General features: G+C 69.5%; 17 protein-coding genes and 1 pseudogene. 15 read left to right on the top strand and 3 right to left on the bottom strand.

The genetic code is table 11. The annotated features are described in order from the left end of the window. Window positions 1-9: 9 nt before the first annotated feature. The 8 genes and pseudogenes from AC27LF_RS25395 to AC27LF_RS25430 all read left to right on the top strand — a co-directional run bounded on the left by AC27LF_RS25395 (window position 10) and on the right by AC27LF_RS25430 (window position 8,954). Window positions 10-2,823: a helix-turn-helix transcriptional regulator gene (locus tag AC27LF_RS25395; protein ID WP_479658862.1), complete on the top strand. Its 2,814-nt coding sequence runs from the start codon at window positions 10-12 to the stop codon at window positions 2,821-2,823. 161 nt (window positions 2,824-2,984) lie between these two features. Then, entirely contained in the window at window positions 2,985-3,719 is a 735-nt protein-coding gene (locus AC27LF_RS25400) for a sigma factor (protein ID WP_479658861.1), read from the top strand. A gap of 152 nt (window positions 3,720-3,871) precedes the next feature. Continuing rightward, the gene (locus tag AC27LF_RS25405) at window positions 3,872-4,219 is read left to right on the top strand and encodes an ArsR/SmtB family transcription factor (RefSeq protein WP_479658860.1); all 348 of its coding nucleotides are present in this window, start codon (window positions 3,872-3,874) and stop codon (window positions 4,217-4,219) included. Between the two features lie 216 nt (window positions 4,220-4,435). After that, window positions 4,436-5,203, top strand: a complete 768-nt coding sequence (locus AC27LF_RS25410) for an SDR family NAD(P)-dependent oxidoreductase (protein ID WP_479658859.1) — start codon at window positions 4,436-4,438, stop codon at window positions 5,201-5,203. A gap of 458 nt (window positions 5,204-5,661) precedes the next feature. After that, on the top strand, window positions 5,662-6,117 hold the full coding sequence (locus AC27LF_RS25415) for a VOC family protein (protein WP_479658858.1): 456 nt from the start codon (window positions 5,662-5,664) through the stop codon (window positions 6,115-6,117). Next, window positions 6,114-6,263, top strand: a pseudogene (locus AC27LF_RS25420) (Dyp-type peroxidase domain-containing protein); the annotation flags it as partial. The gene AC27LF_RS25415 and the pseudogene AC27LF_RS25420, both read left to right, overlap by 4 nt. 437 nt (window positions 6,264-6,700) lie before the next feature. Beyond that, window positions 6,701-7,768: a ferritin-like domain-containing protein gene (locus AC27LF_RS25425; protein WP_479658857.1), complete on the top strand. Its 1,068-nt coding sequence runs from the start codon at window positions 6,701-6,703 to the stop codon at window positions 7,766-7,768. Window positions 7,769-8,018: 250 nt separating this feature from the next. Next, window positions 8,019-8,954: an SDR family oxidoreductase gene (locus AC27LF_RS25430; protein ID WP_479658856.1), complete on the top strand. Its 936-nt coding sequence runs from the start codon at window positions 8,019-8,021 to the stop codon at window positions 8,952-8,954. A 2-nt stretch (window positions 8,955-8,956) separates the two neighbouring features. On the opposite strand, the gene AC27LF_RS25435 is transcribed toward AC27LF_RS25430, so the two are convergent. Together AC27LF_RS25435 and AC27LF_RS25440 are read right to left on the bottom strand one after the other, a co-directional pair. Further along, window positions 8,957-10,051 (bottom strand): sensor histidine kinase, encoded by a 1,095-nt coding sequence (locus AC27LF_RS25435; RefSeq protein WP_479658855.1) that lies wholly within the window; start codon window positions 10,049-10,051, stop codon window positions 8,957-8,959. A gap of 10 nt (window positions 10,052-10,061) precedes the next feature. Beyond that, on the bottom strand, window positions 10,062-10,757 hold the full coding sequence (locus AC27LF_RS25440) for a response regulator transcription factor (RefSeq protein ID WP_479658854.1): 696 nt from the start codon (window positions 10,755-10,757) through the stop codon (window positions 10,062-10,064). A gap of 293 nt (window positions 10,758-11,050) precedes the next feature. On the opposite strand from AC27LF_RS25440, the gene AC27LF_RS25445 reads away from it, so the two are divergent. From AC27LF_RS25445 to vanX, 6 genes are all read left to right on the top strand, one after another. Further along, a complete protein-coding gene (locus tag AC27LF_RS25445) occupies window positions 11,051-12,127 on the top strand; it encodes an endonuclease/exonuclease/phosphatase family protein (protein ID WP_479658853.1) in 1,077 nt (358 codons plus the stop codon). A gap of 212 nt (window positions 12,128-12,339) precedes the next feature. After that, the gene (locus AC27LF_RS25450) at window positions 12,340-12,513 is read left to right on the top strand and encodes a hypothetical protein (RefSeq protein WP_479658852.1); all 174 of its coding nucleotides are present in this window, start codon (window positions 12,340-12,342) and stop codon (window positions 12,511-12,513) included. Window positions 12,514-12,774: 261 nt separating this feature from the next. Further along, a complete protein-coding gene (locus AC27LF_RS25455) occupies window positions 12,775-13,848 on the top strand; it encodes a lipid II:glycine glycyltransferase FemX (protein ID WP_479658888.1) in 1,074 nt (357 codons plus the stop codon). A 145-nt stretch (window positions 13,849-13,993) separates the two neighbouring features. Continuing rightward, window positions 13,994-15,034 (top strand): D-lactate dehydrogenase VanH, encoded by a 1,041-nt coding sequence (vanH, locus tag AC27LF_RS25460; protein ID WP_479658851.1) that lies wholly within the window; start codon window positions 13,994-13,996, stop codon window positions 15,032-15,034. Continuing rightward, window positions 15,027-16,067, top strand: a complete 1,041-nt coding sequence (gene vanA-Sc, locus AC27LF_RS25465) for a D-alanine--(R)-lactate ligase VanA-Sc (protein WP_479658850.1) — start codon at window positions 15,027-15,029, stop codon at window positions 16,065-16,067. Before vanH ends, vanA-Sc begins: the two co-directional genes overlap by 8 nt. After that, window positions 16,064-16,672 (top strand): D-Ala-D-Ala dipeptidase VanX, encoded by a 609-nt coding sequence (gene vanX, locus AC27LF_RS25470; RefSeq protein ID WP_479658849.1) that lies wholly within the window; start codon window positions 16,064-16,066, stop codon window positions 16,670-16,672. The genes vanA-Sc and vanX overlap by 4 nt, the downstream gene beginning before the upstream one ends. Window positions 16,673-16,722: 50 nt before the next feature. On the opposite strand, the gene AC27LF_RS25475 is transcribed toward vanX, so the two are convergent. After that, entirely contained in the window at window positions 16,723-17,388 is a 666-nt protein-coding gene (locus AC27LF_RS25475; protein WP_479658848.1) for a hypothetical protein, read from the bottom strand. Window positions 17,389-17,639: 251 nt separating this feature from the next. Here AC27LF_RS25475 and gcl point away from each other — a divergent pair, with 251 nt between their 5' ends. Further along, a complete protein-coding gene (gcl, locus tag AC27LF_RS25480) occupies window positions 17,640-19,433 on the top strand; it encodes a glyoxylate carboligase (protein ID WP_479658847.1) in 1,794 nt (597 codons plus the stop codon). The last annotated feature ends 91 nt before the right edge of the window (window positions 19,434-19,524 follow it).

Genomic DNA, 19,524 nt, shown 5'->3' on the forward strand with positions numbered 1-19,524 from the left:
CCACGTCGCATGATCGCCAGCCCGCTTCCGGACCTGGTCGGCCGGCATCGCGAATGCGCGGCGCTCGACGACCTGCTGGCCGGCCTGCGCGAAGGCGGGTCCCGAGTACTGGTGCTCCGTGGCGAAGCCGGCATCGGGAAGTCGGTGCTTCTGGAGTACGTGGCCGCGCGGGCGTCACGGGTGAGGGTGACGTGGGCGCACGGCATCGAGGCAGACATGGAGCTGCCCTACGCGAGCCTGCACCAACTGTGCGCGCCGTTCCTGGACGAGGTCGAGGAACTGCCGGAACCCCAGCGCGATGCCCTCCGTGTCGCGTTCGGGATGGCGGCAGGAGACCCGCCCGACCGGTTCCTGGTCGGCCTCGCCGTGCTCACCTTGCTCGCCCGGGCCTCGGAGACCCGACCGGTGCTCGTGCTGGTCGACGACGCCCAGTGGCTGGACCAGGTGTCCTTGCAGACCCTGGAGTTCGTGGCCAGGAGACTGCTCGCCGAGGCGGTCGCGATGACGTTCGCGGTGCGCGACCCCGAAGGGCAGGCCGCACTCTCCGGACTGCCGGCGCTGCGGATCGACGGCCTCGACACCGCCTCGGCGGGAGAACTCCTGGAGGCCGCCGTCGGCGGGCGGTTGGAGAAGCGGGTCCGTGAGCGGTTCGTGGCCGAGATGCACGGCAACCCACTCGCGCTGCTCGAATTCTCCCGCGGTCGCAGCGCCGCCGAACTGGCCTACGGCCTGGACTCGTCGAGTCATCCGAGCATCCAGGGGCCGGTCGCGAGCCGCATCGAACGGGACTTCGCCAGCCGGCTCGGGTCGCTGCCGGCGGCGACCCGCACACTGCTGCTGATCGCCGCGGCCGAACCGGTCGGTGACGCACGCCTGTTGGTCCGCGCCGCCGCCTCCCTCAAGATCACTCCTTATGCCGCACCGGCCAAGGCGGCCGGCCTGATCGAATTCGGTGAATCCGTTCGGTTCCGGCATCCGCTGGTCCGTTCGGCGGTCTACCACGGAGCCCAGCCCGAAGAGCGCCGAGCGGTGCACCGGGCGCTGGCCGAGGCCACGGACCCGGTGCTGGACCCCGACCGGCGCGCCTGGCACGCCGCGCAGGCCGCCGACGGACCGGACGAGGAGGTCGCCGCGGGGCTGGAGCAGGCCGCCGACCGCGCGCGGCAGCGCGGCGGCATCGCGGCCGAGGCGGTACTGCTGGAACGCGCGGCCGAGGTGACGCCGGACCGGTGGTCGCGGGGGCGCCGGGCTCTCGCCGCCGCCGAGGCGCACTTCTCGGCCGCCGCACCCGACCGGGCCACGGAGCTTGCGACGGTGGCCGAACTGTCCCCCCTGAGCGCCCTGGACCGCGCCCGCCTGGCGCGGCTGCGGGCCAGGATCCTCTTCGCCCGCAGCCGCAGCGACGAGGCGGCACCCCTGCTCCTCGGGGCCGCCGCACAGTTCACCGCCGCCGGATCGCCACTGGCGCGGGAGACATATCTGGAGGCGATCAGCGCGACCATCTTCGCGGGCCGGGTGCACGGTCCCACAGGTGCCCGCGCCGCCGCGATCGCGGCCCGCGGGTCCGGGGCGCCCCCCTCGGGCTCCAAGGCCGCCGACCGCCTCCTGGACGGTGTGGCCGCGCTCCTCGCGGACGGCTGCGAGACCGGTGTCCCGGCACTGCGCGGCGCGCTGGACCTGCTCACGCACGAGGAGCTGGGCACCCGGGAGTCCACCATGCGCTGGCTTCTGCTGGCCCCGGTCGCGCTGGAGGCGTTCATCCACTACGCCTGGGACCTGCACACGTGGGACACGCTGTCGAGTCGCGCGGTGCGTCTGGCCCGTGACATCGGAGCGCTCGGCGCGCTGCCACCCGCCCTCGTCTACGCCGGCGGGGTGCACATCCACTACGGCGACTTCGCCGAGGCCGCCAGGATGATCGACGAAGCCGACGCGCTCGCCGCCGCGACCGGCCACGCTCCGCACACGTACGCGTCGCTCGTCCTGGCCGCCTGGCGAGGGGAGGCGGACGTCGCCGACGGAATCATCGAGGAAGCCAGGCGGAGGGCCGACCAACGAGGCGAGGTGTCCCTGCTGGGTGCCATGGGCTACATCCAAGGGGTGCTGTTCAACGGCCTGGCGCGCTACGAGGAGGCCCTGGTGGCCGCTCGCTCGGGCATCGAGCACGACGGGTTCAACTTCACCGGACTGTCCCTGGTCGAACACGTCGAGGCCGCCACCCGGTGCGGTGAGTTCGCCCAGGCCCGTGCCTCGCTGGCCCGGCTCGTCGAACTCACCCGGGCCGCCGATTCCGGCTGGGCCCGCGGCGCCTGCGCCCGCAGCCAGGCCCTCCTCGCCGACGGTGACGAGGCCGACCGTCTGTACCGGACGGCGATCGAGGAGTTCGGCCGCGGCGGTGTGATCGTGGAGGTGGCACGCACCCACCTGCTGTACGGCGAGTGGCTGCGCCGCAGCCAGCGCCGGTCGCTGGCCCGGGAGCACCTTCGCACGGCTCACGAGATGTTCGACACGATGCGGGCGCACGCGTTCGCCGAGCGGGCCCGCCGCGAGCTGCTGGCCACCGGCGAGCACGTCAGGGCGCGGGAGGACAAGCGGGCGAGCGCCCTCACCCCGCAGGAGTCGCAGGTGGCGACGCTCGCCGCCGACGGCATGACGAACGCGAGGATCGGCGCGGAGCTGTTCATCAGCCCCCACACCGTGGAGTGGCACCTGCGGAAGGTGTACACGAAGCTCGGGATCAACTCGCGTCGCGCGCTGCCGGGTGCGCTCGCGGGCACCGGGGCCGTGGACTCCAGGAAGGAGGGCACGGTGCGAGCCGGCTGAGGACGGTGCGGGACCCCGGGGCCCCGGGACTCCGGAACCCAGGGACCCCTGGGTCCCCACGGACTCGACCACGGACACCAAGGGCGCGACGGGCGGTGCCGCGGACGGAGGGTGGAGCCATCGCCCTTGAGGGGCGTCCGTCCACGAAAGAGGAGTCCCCGATGTCCGCGCCCAGCCCGGAGACCACGACACCGGCCGAACCCCCGGCCGCCCGGCCGGACGAGGACGACCTGGATCTCGCCCTCGACGTTTTCCTGGCCCAGCGGTCACGGCTGTTCCGCATCGCCCACCGGATTCTCGGCGACGCCTCGGGAGCCGAAGACGTCGTACAGGAGGTGTGGCTGCGCTGGCAGCTCACCCACCGCGCACCGATCAGGAATCCGGCCGCGTTCCTGACCACGGCCACGACCCGTCTGGCGATCAACGTCATCCAGTCGGGGCGGCACCGCCTGGAGACCCCGGCCGGCTCGTGGTTGGCCGACATCGGCGACGGGTCCACCCGGGATCCCGAGCTGAGTGCCGAGCAGGCCGTGGCGGTCGAGTCGGCCCTGGCCCTGCTCATGGCGCGGCTGACGCCGGATCGACTGGCCGCGTATGTGCTGCGGAAGGGGTTCGGCTACGCCTACGCCGACCTCGCGGAGTTGCTTCGGATCAGCGCCCCGAACGCCCGGGTGGTGGTCCACCGCGCGCAGGCACGACTCGACGGTGACCGTGAGCGGCCGGTGTCCGCCGAGTCGCACCGTCGTCTCGTCACCGCGTTCCGCACCGCGGCCGGTACCGGGGACCTGGCCGGCCTCGTGCGGCTTCTCGTCCCCGAGGGCCGTGTTCACCGCTTGCCGCCGTCGTACGGTCCATCACCTGGCCCGGCTCGCCAGCCCGCCCGGCACGCCGCGTGAGAGGAGACGGTGAGACGGACGGGGCCCGTCGGCTCGGCGAGCGTGCGGGGCGGGTTGCGGACATGCCCCTGCCCGGTTGGCCGCAGCCGCCCGCCCGCCCGCCGCGCCGCAGCGTGTTCGATACATGCCGAACGTTCGGTAGCATGGGCGCCATGCCGGATCATGGATCACCCGCCGCCAGCGAGATCGTCCTGCCGCGCCTGCTGGGCGTGTTGAGCGATCCGACACGGCTGGGGATCGTCCGGATCCTGTCCGACGGTGCCGAACGGGGATGGGGGCAGTTCCACGCTCCCGTCGCCAAGTCCACGCTCAGCCACCATCTCAAGATGCTGCGCGAGGCGGGCGTCACGCAGACCCGCCAGGAGGGCACCCGCTGCTATGTGAAGCTGCGGCGTGACGCCCTTGAGGCCCGTTTCCCCGGCCTCTTGCCCGCGCTGCTGTCCGCCGCCGTCACCGACAACATCGGAGACCATGTCACCGAGCGTGACGACCAGGTGTGACCGTCACTGCTCGACGCCCCCTGTGCGACGGCCGCCTCGGCCGGTGTCGGGCGTGTCGTAGTGATGGCACGGCTGTGACACGGTGAGGGCCCGCCGCGAACACATCTGAATCCCGTGGGGCGGGGTGTGTTCGGTGTGTTGCTTCCGCATTTGACGAGAGCGCGGAGCCAGCCCATATTGTTCTATGTACAACGAACATCGAACAAGGAGCCCTTGATGTCCGCGAACTCCCCCGCCCGGGCCTTCTTTGACCATGTTGTGATCGTCACCGGCGCCGGGACCGGTATCGGCCGGGCCACGGCCGTCGCCTTCGCCGAGGCGGGCGCGCATGTGCTCGGCGTGGGCCGCCGCGAGGAGCCGCTGAAGGAGACCGCCGCGGCCCACACCGGCATCGACGTCCTGGCGATCGACATCTGTGGCGACGGAGCACCCGCCAAGGTTGTGAACACCGCTGTGGAACGGTGGGGACGCCTCGACCATCTCATCAACAACGCGGGCGCGACGGCCGTCATGCCCCTGGCGGAGACCGACAAGCAGACGATCGTCAATCTGCTCGCGCTCAACGTCGTCGCGCCCAGCCTTCTGGCCCATGAGGCCCTGCCACACCTGCGGAAGACCTCCGGAACGATCGTCAATGTCTCCAGCACCTACGGGCACCGTCCCATGGCGGGCGGTGCGCACTATTCGGCCACCAAGGCGGCCATCGAACAGATGACGCGGAGCTGGGCCCTGGAACTCGCAGGCGAAGGCGTTCGCGTCAACTCCGTAGCCCCCGGCCCCACCCGCACCGACGTCATGCTGCACGCCGGTCTCAGCCCCGAGGCCGCCAACGACATGTACGCCTATGAACGCGACCGCATCCCCACCCACCACATCGCCACCGCGGACGAGATGGCCCACTGGATCCTCCGGATGGCCGACCCGGCCGGACGCCATGCGACCGGTCAGGTGATCACCGTCGACGGCGGACTGGAACTCATCTGATCCCGCTCTCCTTCGGCCCGCCCACAGGGCAAGCCGAAGGAGCGTGCCCAGATCACCTCGGGCTCTGACATCTGGCGGGAGGCTCGGTGCGTGCGGTGCCGTACGCGGCGCCGCTTTCCGCGAGCGGACCTTGTCCCGGCTTCACTTTGCCACGGTGGCCCACCGTGTGCGTCATGGCTCCGGCCGGCGCGCCCCGGCCATGACCGTCCTCTCCGCTGAGGCCGCCCCACGCCCGTGAGACGACCCGGTCATCACCGCCGCGGACACCCGTCCGTGCGCAACCGGTGGTTCCTCGGTCCATCGTCATGGACGACCGCCGCTGTCACAGATCGGGTACCTGTCCGGTCAGACCTCACGGCTCCACGCGGGTGTGACCGCCCGACCCGCGTGAGCGCGGTGGGCCGGGAAACGTCTGACCTGACCCACGACAGCTCGGGCTCATGAAGGGATGACGGACGATGACACCTCACGGCGACCTGCCCGCACCGCAACACGGCCTCCTCCTCACGCATTTCCTGACGGTGCGCGATGTCGCCGTGTCCCGGCGCTTCTACGCCGATGTCTTCGGCGGCGAGGTCGTGATGGAGGAGAATCCGGCGATGGTCAAGGTCGCCAACAGCTGGATCATCATGAACCCCGGAGGCGGGCCCACCCCCGACAAACCGGGGATCACACTGGAGCCGCCCCGAAGCGGTGAGCGCGTGTCAGGATTCCTCAATGTGCGGGTGGCCGACATGGCAGCTTTCCGCGCGCATGCCGTCGCTAAGGGGGCCGACTTCCTCACCGAGCCCGTCGACCGCGGATCCGAGCTGCGTTGCTACCTTCGCGACCCCGACGGCTACCTCATCGAGGTGGGCCAGACCACCGGTCTGCTCGCGGGTATCCAAGCGGAAACGCCCGCAGAGCCCAGCTGAACGGTCCGGTGCACCGGGCCGTCGCCACCCCCGGCGATCTGCTCTTCCACCTTCGCGCCTCGCGGCTTGACCTGTGCTTCGCGCTCGCCACAGAAATCATGAACCGACTGCGCGGGGCGGTCACTTTCATGGATGACTCCCCGGGCGACATGATCGCCGAGGCCGAGCCGGAAGCGGGCACGCTGCCTCCGCAGAGTAGGGACATGAGGCCGGCGGGTCGGCACGCGTCCTGCCGGGGCAAGATCGTGGAAAGCGTGGTGTGGCCCCGCCGGCCGACGGTCGAAACACTATCGCACACGGTGTGAGTCGCGGGCGGTCAGGAGACAGGCGGGGCACGGTGGGTGGTCGACGCGGATCCGGACCGCTGCCCCGGCACCGTCGCCGTGTCGGGGACGGTTCCCCGGTCGGTGTGTCACAGATGTCGCGACCGCCCTGTCAGAGAGGTGACTCCAAGGGGCGTGCCCGACCTTTCGGCGGCGGACGAACGCCTTCGTCACCCACGAAACGACGTCGGCGTTCTGCCGTTGGCTGCCGCAGGTGTGCCGCCCCTGCGCCTACGACACCGAAAGCGAGCCCCCGAGCCATGCTTCAGGACCAGTCCGACTCATTCGACACCGCTTCGACGACAGGCATCGCGACGCTGGAGGATCTGCGCAGGCACCTGCAGTGGGCCATCGAAGTCGAACACTCCACGCTGCCGCCCTACCTCACGGCCCTCTACTCCCTGGACCCCGAGCGGAACGCAGAGGCCGCACAGCTGATCGGCGGTGTCTTCGTCGAGGAGATGATCCACCTCGCCCTGGCCGCGAACCTGCTCAACGCGGTCGGCGGCCGGCCACGTCTGGACGCGCCGCACATGCTGCCTCCCCACCCGCGGACCATGCCGCACGCCGACCCGTCCATCGAGCTGTCCCTTCTGCCGTTCGGGCAGGAGGCCCTTGGGATGTTCCTCCGTATCGAACAGCCGGCGCACCCGGGAGACCTGGCCCAGGGCGACAACTACGAGACCATCGGCCAGTTCTACGACGCGATCGAGAAGGGCCTGTGGCGCCTGTGCGCCGAACTGGGTGAGGACAAGGTCTTCACCGGGGACCCCGCCCGTCAGGTCGCCGGCGGCCCGTTCGCCCACACGGCGGGGCACCTCAGGCCGGTCACCGACCTCAGTTCGGCGCTCGCGGCGCTGGAGGAGATCGTCGAGCAGGGTGAGGGCGCGGCCCGCGCCGACGTCTGGGACGGGGACATCGACGTGTTCCACCCCGAGACCAAGGCGGTCTCCCACTACTACCGGTTCCAGGAACTCGCGCTGGGCCGGCGCTACCAGCCCGGTGACACGCCGAAGTCCGGCCCCACCGGGGAGCCGGTGACCGTGGACCCCGCCGGGATCCGCCCCCTGCGGCCCAACCCGCGGCTGGAGGACCACCCCGAGGGCAGCGCGGTGCGTACGGCGCGGGAAGCGTTCAACCGGACGTACTGCAAGATGCTGCAACAGCTGGAGCAGGCATTCAACGGCAACCCGGCGATGCTGGGAATGTCGGTGGGCACGATGTACGCGGTCAAGGGACAGGCGCAGAGCCTGATGGCGATCCAGGACGACGACGGCTTCGCCGCCGGCCCGACCTTCGACTACGTCGCACCCGAAGACCGCGCCTGAATCATGGCGGCTGCCGGTCTTGCCGCCGGTACGCCACCGTCGCGTCGGCTGCGTCGAACTGGCCGGTGCGGCGTCCGCTGCGGCTCGGCCGTTTCGGTGGCGTCCGTAAGTCGGTCAAAGAAATGCGACATACCCTGTCGGGTTTTGGGCCGAGCATCGTGTCACCGGTCGGCGTCGACGGCGGACGTGTACCAGGCCGTACCGACAGAAACCGATGGAAACCCGTAGAACCCCATAGGAAAGGGCCTTCATGGCATTGCTGCCCGACACATCGACACCCGACCTCCGCGGAAAGATCGCGCTGGTCGCAGGGGCCACGCGGGGCGCCGGACGCGGCATCGCCGTCCAGCTCGGCGCGGCGGGTGCAACGGTCTATGTCACTGGCCGTACGACTCCGCAACGACGCTCGGAGTACGACCGGCCCGAGACCATCGAGGAGACCGCGGAACGCGTCACCGCCGCGGGCGGAACCGGCATCGCGGTGCCGACCGACCACCTGGTGCCCGACCAGGTACGTGCGCTGGCCGAGCGCGTCGACGCCGAACAGGGGCGGCTCGACGTGCTGGTCAACAATGTCTGGGGCGGCGAGCGGCTGTTCGAGTTCGAGAAACCGGTGTGGGAACACGACCTCGACAACGGACTGCGACTGCTCCGGCTGGGCGTGGAGACCCACGCGATCAGCAGTCACTTCCTGCTCCCGCTGCTGGTGCGCCGCCCGGGCGGCCTCGTGGTCGAGATGACCGACGGCACGGCCGCGTACAACGCGACGAACTATCGCAACTCGTACTTCTACGATCTGGTCAAGAACAGCGTGCTGCGCATGGCGTTCGTCCTCGCCCACGAGCTGAGGCCGCACGGCGGAACGGCGGTGGCGCTCACCCCGGGCTGGCTGCGGTCCGAGATGATGCTCGACACGTTCGGCGTCACCGAGGCGAACTGGCGCGACGCGCTGACCACGGTGCCGCACTTCTGCATCTCGGAGAGCCCGGCGTACGTCGGACGCGCGGTGGCGGCACTGGCCGGCGACGCCGGCGTCGCCCGCTGGAACGGCCAGTCGCTGTCCAGCGGGCACCTCGCACAGGAATACGGCTTCACCGACCTCGACGGCTCGCGCCCGGACTGCTGGCGCTACCTGGTCGAGGTCGACGACGCCGGCAAACCGGCCGACCCGACCGGGTACCGGTGACCTCACCCGTCGGTGCGCGGGGATGCCGCAGGTAGCTCCACGGCGATGCGGAGCCCGCCGGAGGGGCGCGGGGTCACGGTGAGGGTGCCGTCGTGCGCCTGGGTGATGGTCTTGACGATGGCCAGGCCGAGTCCGACGCCCGCGTGGTCGGTGTGAATGCGCTCGGTGCCGCGCTGGAAGGGTTCGGTGAGTGTCGAGGCCAGCTCAGGTGTGACCAGTTCGCCGGTGTTCTCGACGGTGAGCACCACGGTCTTGGGGCGGACGCCGGTATGGACCCACACGGTGCCCTGTTCGGGCAGGTTGTGGACGATCGCGTTGTGCACGAGGTTCGTGGTCAGTTGCAGCAGGAGCGCCGGCGATCCGCTCGTGGGGGTGATGTCGCCGCTGGTCTCGATGCTCACGCCGTGCTTCTCCGCGAGGGGCAGGAGTGTTTCGGTGGCCTCTTCCGCCAGGAGGGACAGGTCGACGGGTTCTCGGGCGAAGGACCGCTGGTCGGCGCGGCTGAGCAGGAGCAGTGCCTCGGTGAGGTCGATCGCTCGGGTGTTGACGGCGTGCAGGCGGTCGATGATCTCGCCGGTGTCGTGGTGCGGGTCGGTGCGGGCCAGGTCGATGAGCGTCTTCGAGATGGCCAGCGGGGTGCGCAACTCGTGCGAGGCGTTGGCAGCGAACCTCCGCTGTTCGACGACGTGTGCTTCGAGCCGTGCGAGCATCGTGTCGAAGGCGTCGGCGAGTTCGCGGAACTCGTCCTTGCGGCCCGGTAGCCGGATGCGGTGGGACAGCGATCCGTCCGTGGCCGTACGGGTGGCGTCCGTGATGCGGGTCAGCGGGGCGAGCATGCGGCCCGCGAGGACCCACCCTCCCAGCAGGCCGAACACCAGCAGGAACGCCAGCACCGCGGCCGCCCTCGGAGCGAAAACCGCCAGAAGGGTGGACCGGATGGGAAACACACCGTTTCCGGGCCTGACATCGGGGTTGATGAGCACGGCACGGTCGGGGACGTAACGCAGGAGGAACACCCACACGGCCGCGAGCAGCAGGACGCCGGCCAGCATGAGGAATCCGGCGTAGCTGAGGGTGAGTCTGAGACGGACGCTCAACCCGGGCGCTCTATCCACACGCGCCTCCCTCGTGCCCGGCCGCGGGCGGTGTGTCGATGCGGTAGCCGACACCCGGCACGGTGGCGATGATCCAGGGCTCGCCGAGCCGCTTGCGCAGTGCCGAGACGGTGATGCGCACGGCGTTGGTGAACGGGTCGGCGTTCTCGTCCCACGCGCGTTCCAGGAGTTCTTCGGCGCTGACGACACCGCCTTCGGCGGCGACGAGGACTTCGAGCACGGCGAACTGCTTCCTGGTCAGCGCGACGTAGCGGCCGTCCCGGTAGACCTCCCTGCGGAACGGGTCGAGGCGCAGACCCGCGATCTCTCGTACGGGGGGCCTGTTGTGGGCGCGTCTGCGGTCGAGCGCCCTGAGCCTGAGCGCGAGCTCCTGGAGTTCGAAGGGTTTCGTGAGGTAGTCGTCGGCGCCGAGTTCGAACCCGGACACCTTGTCGTCGAGACGGTCGGCCGCGGTGAGCATGAGGATCGGCATGCCGCTGCCGGTGGCGACGATGCGTTCGGCGATCTCGTCACCGGACGGCCCGGGGATGTCGCGGTCGAGGACGGCGATGTCGTAGGTGTTGATGCCGAGCAGTTCCAGAGCGGTGTCACCGTCACCCGCGATGTCGGCCGCGATCGCCTCCAGGCGCAGGCCGTCGCGGATGGCCTCCGCCAGATATGGCTCGTCCTCGACGATCAGCACACGCATGCCGTCAAGGCTACGAGCCGGCGCATATCGTCGGCGTATCGAAAACCGCATACGCGCTGGTAACACGGCGCCGCCTTGACTGGCGGCATGAAGCGAACACCCCCATCGGCACGAACAAGGAGTCGCCGGTCCTGGCGGCTCGTGGTGGTCGGCCCGACCGTCGGTACCGCAGTGATCACCGCGGCCCCCGGCCACCGTGTGCCGCAGCCCTCGTCCACCTGTCCGCGCAGGTGTGCCGCCCCCGCCCAGGACCCGAGGACCAAGCGGTGACCGGCGGCGAACGAGGACAGACGATGACACGGGTGGACGCGGTGGAGACCGGACGGGAAGGCACCGGCCGCCGTGACACCGGCTTCGCCACCGGGCGCGCGCACATCCGCCAGGCACTTCGCTTCGCGACCAGGCCGGGGCCCTGGAAGCGCGGCCTGGTGCTCGCGGCGTCGGCGCTGCTGCTGGGCCCGCTGATGCTGTTGCACGCGCAGATCACGGACCGCTGGGGCCTCGGCAGCCTGGTGGAGACCTTCCTGCCGTGGTTCGGCCTGATCGTTCCGCTGCTGCTGGCCGGGGCGCTCTGGCGCCGCTCCGCCTCCGCGGTGGCCGCGCTGCTGGTGCCGGTCACGGTGTGGCTGAGCCTCTTCGGCGGGATGCTCGGCGACCGGTCCCACCCGGGCAGCGACCTCACCGTGGCCAGCCACAACGTCGACGCCGACAACCCCGACCCGGCCGGCACCGCCCGTGACCTGGCCGTCTCCAAGGCGGATGTGCTGGCGCTTGAGGAGATCACCGCGCAGGCCAGGCCGGTGTACGAGAAGGCTCTGGCGAAGGCGTACCCGTACCACACGGTGCTGGGCACGGTCGGCCTGTGGAGCAAGCTGCCGCTGTCGGACACCCGGCCGGTCGACATCAAGATGGACTACGGGCCGCTGGCGGACACCAAGCCGGTCGACGTCAAGCTGTCCTACGCCCGGGCGCTGCGCACCACGGTGGCCACCGGGCAAGGTCCGCTGGCGGTGTATGTGGCGCACCTGGGGTCCGTCCGTGTGTTTCCCCGGAACGGCTTCTGGACGGACAGCCGGGACCGCGGCGCGAAGGCGCTCGCCGAGGCCGTCGCCGCCGAGCCGATGACGCGGGTGGTGCTGCTCGGCGACCTGAACGGCACCACGGACGACCGCGCGTTCGCCGGCCTCACCTCGCGGCTGCGCTCGGTCCAGGACGCGGCCGGGGACGGCTTCGGCTTCAGCTGGCCGGCGACGTTTCCGGTGGCACGGATCGACCAGATCCTGGTCCGCGGGGTGCAGCCGCGGAGTTCGTGGGTGCTGCCGGCCACCGGCAGCGACCACCTGCCGGTGGCGGCAGGAATCAGCTGGTGAACACCGCGCGAAGCCGCCGGATCCGTCCCACGCCGGCCACCGGATCCACCGGCGCGGATCACGGCGCGCACCGGCACCAGCGGCCGGAACGGGCCGCTGGTCGGGCTCGGCGAAGTCATCGGCTGGAACGGGCCGTTGGACGGGATCGGTGAAGTCATCGGCCGGAACGGGCCGTTGGACGGGATCGGCGAAGTCATCGCCCGGACACGCCGTTGGACGGGATCGCCGAGGTCGTCGGTTCGGACATGCGGCCGGACGGGATCGCCGGAGTCGCCGGTCCGGACGGGCCGCCGGACGACAACGCCGAAGCCGACGCCGTACGCGCGCCCTCGGTGTCCCCACCGGCCTGCACCGGCATCGGACTTCAGGCCGGCGGCGCCTCGTGAAGGTCCGGTCCGGTGCATATCGTCGGCGTATCGAAAACCGCATACGTGCCGGCAACACCGTGGCACCTTGACTGGAGGCATGGCCTACAGCGAAACAGCCCGAACAGCAGCCCGGAGCCGGCGGGACCCGGGGCACATCAGCGCGCCGTGTGAGCACGCCGGCGTGGGGACGGCGGACCGGTGAGCCGGACCGCGCACCACCGGGGCGCCGGGGCCGCGGGCGGGCGGCTGACCGTCGGGCCGATCGGCGCCGCCGAGCATATGGCGTTCGTGCGGGCACAGCGGTCGGTGAGCTTCCTGCAGACCCCGGCATGGGGCCGTGTCAAGACCGAGTGGCGCAGCGAGTCTCTTGGCTGGTACGACGGCCGGCGACTGGTCGGCGCCGGGCTCGTGCTGCACCGGCCGGTGCCGCGGTTCGAGCGGTACACGCTGGCCTATCTGCCCGAGGGCCCGGTCATCGACTGGACCGGCGACATCGAGGCGTGGCTCCGACCGCTGGCGGCCCATCTCAAGGCACACGGCGCGTTCGCGATCCGGCTTGGCCCGCCGGTGTGCACGGACACCTGGAGCGCCGCCCAGGTCAAGGAGGGCATCGCCGACCCGGGCGTCAAGCGGCTCACCGAGCTGTCCGGCCAGTGGGCCGACCCGGTCGGCGCCCGTGTGGCCGGCCGGCTCAGGGACACAGGCTGGCTGCCGCAGAGCCCCGAGGACGGCTTCGGGGTCGGGCATCCGCAGTTCAAGTACGAGATCCCGCTGGCAGGCAAGACCGAGGACGACCTGCTCAGGGGCATGAACCAGCTCTGGCGCCGCAACATCAAGAAGGCGGCCAAGGAGGGAGTCGAGGTCACGGTCGGTGCGGACCTGAAGGCGTTCCATGACCTGTACGTCCACACCGCCGAGCGTGACCGCTTCACGCCCCGGCCGCTGCGCTACTTCGAGACCATGTTCGCGGCGCTGAGCGCCGAGGACCCCGAGCGGATCAGGCTCTATCTGGCCCGCCACCAGGGCGACTTGGTCGCCGCGACCGTCCTGGTCCGTGTCGGCGCCCACGCGTGGTACTCCTACGGCGCCTCCTCCACCGAGAAGCGCGAGGTGCGCGGCTCCAACGCCTGCCAGTGGGCGATGATCCGCGACTCGCTGGCGGCCGGCTGCGATGTCTACGACCTGCGCGGCATCACCCCCACCCTCGACGCCGACGACCCGCACGTCGGGCTGATCCAGTTCAAGGTGGGCACGGGCGGTCAGGCGGTGCGGTACGTCGGTGAGTGGGACCTGCCCCTGCGGCCGATGGTCTACCGGGCCTTCGACCTCTATATGAAGCGGCGTGGGCGCTGAGCCCGGATCCCATGGGGGACGGCGACCGCCGGCGTGGCCGCGCGCGCCGTTCCCCGCGCCCCTTTGGAGCGCGGACGTTTATATATCGTCGGCATATCGAAAACCGCATACGCACCGGCAACACCGCGCCGCCTTGACTGGACGCATGACGTACAGCGAACCAGCGCGAACAGCGGCCCGCCGCACCCGATCACCGGTGGCCTCTTCCTCCTCGGCCGTCCCGGCGACGGGAATCACGATCTACGGATGCGGACAGGACGAGGCCGTTCTGTTCCGGGAGCTGGCACCCCGCTTCGGTGTGATACCAACCATCACCGAGGCGGCGGTGTCCGAAGCCACTGTTGAACTGGCATTCGGGAACCGCTGCATCAGCGTGAGTCATAAGACCCGGATCACCCATTCCTCTCTTCTGGCGCTCGGCCAGGCAGGCGTCACGTACATCTCGACAAGGAGCATCGGCTGCAACCACATCGATGTGGACTACGCGGGCAGCATCGGCATGCGCGTCGAAAATGTCACCTACTCGCCCGACAGTGTGGCCGACTACACGCTGATGCTGATGCTGATGGCGGTACGGAACGCGAAATCCACTGTCCGCCGCTCGGACCTGCACGACTACAGGTTGCACGAGGTGCGCGGAAAAGAACTGCGCGACCTGACCGTCGGGGTCATCGGCACAGGACGCATCGGCGCGGCGGTGGTGGCACGCCTGCGGGGTTTCGGCTGCCGGATACTCGCCCACGACAATCGGCCAAAAATCGCCGCTGATTACGTTCCGCTCGACGACTTGCTGCGACTGAGCGACATCGTGACGCTCCATGCACCGCTCAACGCGGACACGCACCATCTCCTCGATCGCCGGCGTATCGATCAGATGAAAAGCGGCGCGTTCATCGTCAATACCGGACGCGGTCCGCTGCTCGACACCGAGGCCCTTGTACCGGCGCTGGAAAGCGGCAGATTGGGCGGTGCGGCGTTGGACGTCCTCGAAGGAGAGGACGGAATATTCTACGCCGACTGCAGAAACAAGCCCATCGACAGCAAACCGCTGGTGCGGCTGCAAGAGCTGCCCAATGTTGTCATCAGCCCGCACACCGCCTATTACACGGACCACGCGTTGCGCGACACCGTCGAAAACTCCCTCACCAACTGCCTGACATTCGAAAGCAGGAACCAGCATGGCTAGGCTGAAGGTCGGAATCATATTCGGAGGCTGCTCCGAAGAACACCCCGTCTCCGTCAAGTCCGCGCAAGAAGTCGCCCGGAACCTCGACGTCGAGAAGTATGAACCGTTCTATATCAGGATCACGAAGAATGGTGCTTGGCAGCTCTGTGACGGCCCCGACCCGAACGGGGAGAACGGCGATCACCGTCCGGTCGTGCTGTCACCGGACAGGAGCGTGCACGGGCTGCTCGTGCTGGAGCAGGGGCGGTACGGCACGATCCGCCTGGACGTCGTGCTCCCCGTTCTGCACGGCAGGCTCGGTGAGGACGGCGCGATGCAGGGACTGCTGGAGCTCTCGGGCATCCCCTACGTAGGCTGCGACGTCCAGAGCTCCGCACTCTGCATGGACAAATCCCTCGCCTATGTCGTCGCCGGCAGCGCGGGGATCGCTACGCCGAATTTCTGGACGGTCACGGCGGACGAGGACATCGATCCGGACCTGCTCACCTATCCCGTCTTCGTGAAGCCCGCCCGCTCGGGGTCGTCCTTCGGCGTCAGCAAGGTGTCCCGAAATGAGGAGCTGGCGAGCGCGGTGGAAACCGCACGGCAATACGATTCGAAGGTGCTGATCGAAGAGGCCGTCGTCGGCCGTGAGATCGGATGCGCCATTCTGGGGAACGACGGGGAACTGACGGCGGGCGAGGTGGACCGGATCGCTCTCTCGCACGGCTTCTTCAGAATCCACCAGGAGGACGAACCCGAAAGCGGCTCCGAAAACTCGACGGCGATCGTCCCCGCCGACATTCCGGCCAAGTCGCGATCGCTCGTTCGGGAGACGGCGAAGGCCGTGTACCGCGCCTTGGGATGCAGGGGGCTCTCACGGGTGGACATGTTCCTCACGGACGATGGAAAAGTAGTCCTCAACGAGGTCAACACGCTGCCCGGTATGACCTCGTACAGCCGCTATCCGAGGATGATGGCGGCCGCGCAGCTGCCGCTCTCCGAAGTGATCGACCGGCTGGTGTCGCTGGCATTGACCGGGAAAAGTCGATGAGCGAGGATTTCGTCTTCGTGGACGAGCTGGTGTCCGGAATACGCTGGGATGCCAAGTACGCCACCTGGGACAACTTCACCGGCAAACCCGTGGACGGATATCTGGTCAATCGAATCGTCGGCACCAGGGCCTTGTGCGCGGCTCTGGAAAGGGCGCGACAGCAGGCCGAATCCCTCGGCTTCGGGCTGCTTCTGTGGGACGGTTATCGCCCGCAACGCGCCGTGGACTGCTTTCTGCGCTGGTCACAACAGCCCGAGGACGGCCGGACGAAGCCGCGGCACTATCCGAACATCGACCGGGCCGAGATGTTCGACAAGGGATACGTGGCCGCCAAGTCGGGCCACAGCCGGGGCAGCACCGTTGACCTGACGCTGTATCACCTCGCCACCGGTGAGCTTGCTCCCATGGGCGGTGACCATGACCTGATGGATTCGATATCGCATCACGGAGCACAAGGGATCACGCGCGTCGAAGCGGCAAACCGTCAACATCTCCGGTCCATCATGGATGCCTGCGGTTTCAGCTCCTACGCGTGCGAGTGGTGGCACTACACGCTGAAGGGCGAACCCTACCCGGACACCTATTTCGATTTCCCCATCACATAGCTGTGGACACAGTCATCACCTTTCCCCGCGGCCCCTTTCGGGGCGCTGGGCTAGTGGTTGTTCGTCGGGGCCAGCTTGGTGGCCGGGGCGTTGAGGGGGTGGGGAGTGCCTGTGGGGGACAGGGTGAACAGGGGGATGCCGAGGGTGTCGGCGCGGTCACGGGCGTCGGCGGCGTAACCGGTCAGGGAGAAGTGGACGCACTCCGCTGACTCCGCCATGGCGGTCAGCCACAGGCACTCCACGGCGCGCAGGGAGACCGGCCCCGCCGTCGGATCGACCTGGGCCAGCAGGCCGCGTGCGGTGAGCCGGACGCCTGAGGGCGGTCGCTGGTCGGCGCGGCGAATGTCCCGGTAGCCCAGCCAGCGCAGATAGAGCACGGCGTTGGTGACCGCGTCGCGCGCGGTGCGGATGGTCATGGGCCGGAAGTCCGCCCGGGGCCCGGGACCGGCCGACGTGCCGCCCGCCGCCGGGATCCGCAGCACCGTCCCGCACGGGCACCCCAGTTCCGGTTGCGGCCACTGGGTGCCGCGCCCGCAGGCCGGGCAGCGCACGGTGATCCAGTCGTCGTCCCAGGCCCGGTGCGCGATCACCGTCGGTGTGCCGTCCGGATCCAGCGCGGGGGCCACCGGGGCGCCGCAGGCGCAGGGGTAGGGCGGGGCGACGTACACGTGCTCACGCCGGCAGGCCGGGCAGCGCACCGGCAGGCTCTCGGGCATGGCCCTCTCCCACCTTCTCCAAGGCGTCGTGTCGAGGCAGCGGTCCCATCCTGCTCCCGCCGGGCCCGTGTTGTCCGTCGCTTGACGACCTTTGACCCCACGCCTACATTGATTTCAGATCGTAGAAACTGTTTTCCGCAATACGGAATATGCGGGATATGCAGCATGTGCTGAATACGCCGAATGTGTAGGCAGTGCTCGCCGCGGGGCGCGACGGGAGTACGCACCGACAGTCGAAGCAGGAGTACTCGATGGCTCGTATGTCCGCTGCCCGCGCGGCAGTTGAGATCCTCAAACGCGAGGGCGTCACCGACGCCTTCGGCGTGCCGGGCGCGGCGATCAACCCCTTCTACGCGGCACTGAAGTCCGCGGGTGGCATCACCCACACCCTCGCCCGCCATGTCGAGGGCGCCTCGCACATGGCCGAGGGATACACCCGTACCCACGCCGGCAACATCGGTGTCTGCGTGGGTACTTCGGGCCCGGCCGGCACCGACATGATCACCGGCCTGTACTCGGCCATCGGCGACTCGGTGCCGATCCTGTGCGTCACCGGCCAGGCCCCGACCGCGGTGATCCACAAGGAGGACTTCCAGGCCGTCGACATCGCCTCGATCGCCCGCCCGGTCACCAAGATGGCCGTCACGGTGCTGGAGGCCGCCCAGGTCCCGGGCGTCTTCCAGCAGGCTTTCCATCTGATGCGTTCCGGCCGTCCCGGCCCGGTGCTGATCGATCTGCCGGTGGACGTCCAGCTCACCGAGATCGAGTTCGACCCGGAGACGTACGAGCCGCTGCCGGTCTACAAACCGGCCGCGACCCGCGCCCAGATCGAGAAGGCCCTCGCGCTGCTGAACGAGTCCGCGCGGCCGCTGATCGTCGCCGGTGGTGGTGTCATCACCGCGGACGCCTGCGAACTCCTCGTCGAATTCGCCGAGTTGACCGGCATCCCGGTGGTGCCCACGCTCATGGGCTGGGGCGTCATCCCCGACGACCACGAGCTGAACGCCGGCATGGTCGGACTGCAGACCTCGCACCGCTACGGCAACGCGACCTTCCTGGAGTCGGACTTCGTCCTCGGCATCGGCAACCGGTGGGCCAACCGGCACACCGGAAAGCTGGACGTCTACACGGCCGGGCGGAGATTCGTGCACGTCGACATCGAGCCCACCCAGCTCGGCAGGATCTTCGCGCCGGACTACGGCATCGCCTCCGACGCCAAGGCGGCCCTCACGCTGTTCGTGGCGGCCGCCGGTGAGTTGAAGGCGGCCGGCCGGCTGCCCGACCGCTCCGACTGGGCCGCCGCCGCGCAGGAGAGGCGGGCCGGGCTCCAGCGCCGTACACACTTCGACGACATCCCGATCAAACCGCAGCGGGTCTACGAGGAGATGAACAGGGCCTTCGGGCCCGAGACCCGGTACGTCTCCACGATCGGCCTCTCGCAGATCGCCGGCGCCCAGATGCTGCACGTCTTCCGGCCGCGGCACTGGATCAACTGCGGTCAGGCGGGCCCGCTGGGCTGGACGGTGCCGGCGGCGCTCGGCGTCGCACGGGCCGACCCGGAGGCGTCCGTCGTCGCGCTCTCCGGGGACTACGACTTCCAGTTCATGATCGAGGAACTGGCCGTCGGCGCCCAGCACAAGATCCCGTACGTCCATGTCCTCGTGAACAACTCCTACCTGGGCCTGATCCGCCAGGCGCAGCGCGCGTTCGACATCGACTTCGAGGTCAGGCTGGAGTTCGAGAACATCAACTCGCCCGAGCTGGGTGTGTACGGCGTCGACCACGTCAAGGTCGCCGAAGGTCTGGGGTGCAAGGCGATCCGGGTCACCGACCCGAACGAGCTGGGTGCCGCGTTCGAGCTGGCCAAGAAGCTCGCCGCCGAGCACCGGGTGCCGGTCGTGGTCGAGGCGATCCTGGAACGCGTCACCGACATCTCGATGTCCGTCACCAACGACATCGGTGTCGTCGTCGAGTTCGAGGAGACCGCGACCGAGCCTTGGCATGCGCCGACGTCGATCTCCCCGCGGGGCGCTGCGCGGCTTTAGCGGGGGCGGCTACTCGGCGTTGTGGTGTGGGTGGTGGCCGGGTGCGGGTGTGTTGTGGTTGGGCGCGCCGTTCCCCGCGCCCCTTTGGGGC

It is taken from the genome of Streptomyces diversicolor (genome assembly GCF_057537855.1).

Excerpts from the sequence above, each read along its gene's own strand:
- AC27LF_RS25395 (WP_479658862.1), top strand. The coding sequence starts at position 10 with ATGATCGCCAGCCCGCTTCCGGACCTGGTCGGCCGGCATCGCGAATGC.
- AC27LF_RS25400 (WP_479658861.1), top strand. The coding sequence starts at position 2,985 with ATGTCCGCGCCCAGCCCGGAGACCACGACACCGGCCGAACCCCCGGCC.
- AC27LF_RS25405 (WP_479658860.1), top strand. The coding sequence starts at position 3,872 with ATGCCGGATCATGGATCACCCGCCGCCAGCGAGATCGTCCTGCCGCGC.
- AC27LF_RS25410 (WP_479658859.1), top strand. The coding sequence starts at position 4,436 with ATGTCCGCGAACTCCCCCGCCCGGGCCTTCTTTGACCATGTTGTGATC.
- AC27LF_RS25415 (WP_479658858.1), top strand. The coding sequence starts at position 5,662 with ATGACACCTCACGGCGACCTGCCCGCACCGCAACACGGCCTCCTCCTC.
- AC27LF_RS25425 (WP_479658857.1), top strand. The coding sequence starts at position 6,701 with ATGCTTCAGGACCAGTCCGACTCATTCGACACCGCTTCGACGACAGGC.
- AC27LF_RS25430 (WP_479658856.1), top strand. The coding sequence starts at position 8,019 with ATGGCATTGCTGCCCGACACATCGACACCCGACCTCCGCGGAAAGATC.
- AC27LF_RS25440 (WP_479658854.1), bottom strand. The coding sequence starts at position 10,757 with ATGCGTGTGCTGATCGTCGAGGACGAGCCATATCTGGCGGAGGCCATC.
- AC27LF_RS25445 (WP_479658853.1), top strand. The coding sequence starts at position 11,051 with ATGACACGGGTGGACGCGGTGGAGACCGGACGGGAAGGCACCGGCCGC.
- AC27LF_RS25455 (WP_479658888.1), top strand. The coding sequence starts at position 12,775 with ATGGCGTTCGTGCGGGCACAGCGGTCGGTGAGCTTCCTGCAGACCCCG.
- vanH (WP_479658851.1), top strand. The coding sequence starts at position 13,994 with ATGACGTACAGCGAACCAGCGCGAACAGCGGCCCGCCGCACCCGATCA.
- vanA-Sc (WP_479658850.1), top strand. The coding sequence starts at position 15,027 with ATGGCTAGGCTGAAGGTCGGAATCATATTCGGAGGCTGCTCCGAAGAA.
- vanX (WP_479658849.1), top strand. The coding sequence starts at position 16,064 with ATGAGCGAGGATTTCGTCTTCGTGGACGAGCTGGTGTCCGGAATACGC.
- AC27LF_RS25475 (WP_479658848.1), bottom strand. The coding sequence starts at position 17,388 with ATGCCCGAGAGCCTGCCGGTGCGCTGCCCGGCCTGCCGGCGTGAGCAC.
- gcl (WP_479658847.1), top strand. The coding sequence starts at position 17,640 with ATGGCTCGTATGTCCGCTGCCCGCGCGGCAGTTGAGATCCTCAAACGC.